Source organism: Micromonospora sp. NPDC050686, from assembly GCF_040654475.1.
In the GTDB taxonomy this organism is placed as follows: Bacteria; Actinomycetota; Actinomycetes; order Mycobacteriales; family Micromonosporaceae; genus Micromonospora.
The window spans coordinates 1-1153 of record NZ_JBFAID010000148.1 but is presented as its reverse complement, the minus strand read 5'-3'; the positions used below and the strand labels follow the sequence as shown (position 1 = coordinate 1153).

Genomic DNA, 1153 nt, shown 5'->3' with positions numbered 1-1153 from the left:
TGGTATTCACGCTCGGAGAGGGCCAGCTTGGTTTTCACTGTGCCGCAACCGGAGCACGTCTTGCTTGACGGGTACCAACGGTCGGCCACGAGCAGCCGCCCACCGTTCCACGCGTTCTTGTAGGCCAGTTGCCGTCGTAGCTCGGCGAACCCGGCGTCGGCGATGTGCCGGGCCAGATTGCGGTTGCGGAGCATCCCGGCGACGTTGAGGTCTTCCACCACGACGGTGCCGTGTTCGCGGGCGAGTCGGGTGGTCAGGTTGTGCAGGCCGTCACGGCGCAGGTTCGCCACCCGCGCATGGGCGCGGCCAAGCCGGTCTACGGCGCACTGCCACCGCTTCGACGGACGCCGGCCGGTTCGCCGGTCCGGTCCGCACTTGCGCGCCACCGCCCGGCCGAGCACCCGCAGGCGGCGTTGGGCGTCGTTGAGGTGACGCGGGTTGGGCACCAGCTCGCCGGTGGACAGCACCGCGAGGTGCTTCACGCCGACGTCCACACCGACGATCGAAGCCGGGCAGCGGGGCTGGCGTTCGGCGCGTTCGACCTCGACGCAGAAGCAGACGTGCCAGCGTCCGCCGTCACGCCGCACCGTCGCGGACATGATCCGCGCGGTGCCGTTGTCTAGGCGGCGAGAGAGGTTGCGGGCGGATTCGTGTAGCTTCAACCGGCCCAGCCGGGGCAAGGCGACATGCTTGCGGTCCGGCTCAACCCGGATGGTGCCGGTAGTGAACCGCACCGACGGGGTCGACCGGCGGCGGGACTTGAACCGAGGGAACCCGACCGGCCGGCCGGCGCGTTTACCCGTTCGGGAGTCGGCCCAGTTCTTCAACGCGCGAGCGAGTGCGTCGAGGCCGGTGTTGTACGCCTCTTTGGAACATTCCCGCCACCACGGGGCGACGTCGTCCTTCGTCGTGTTCCATGCCCGCCGTAGCGCCGGCAGAGACCATGACACCGCCGGGGTTAGCAGCTCGTCGGGAACACCGTAGGTGCGTTCGGCGGCGCGCTGATCCATGACGGCCTTGACCCGGGCCAGCGCCCAGTTGTGGGCGACGCGGGCGGCACCGGCGTGCGCGAGCACCGCGCGTTCCTGCGCCGGGGTGAGATCAAGGGCGAACCGGTACGCCTGGATCGTCTTCACGTCGGGTCCTCCGTCGC

At 69.9% G+C, this 1153-nt stretch carries 1 protein-coding gene; it reads right to left on the bottom strand.

Features of this window, described 5'->3' with window-relative positions; all coding sequences use genetic code 11:
• The coding region (gene tnpB, locus AB0H57_RS32850) for an IS607 family element RNA-guided endonuclease TnpB (RefSeq protein WP_357512642.1) at positions 1-1136 on the bottom strand (1136 nt) is incomplete at its 3' end.
• Positions 1137-1153: the final 17 nt, after the last annotated feature.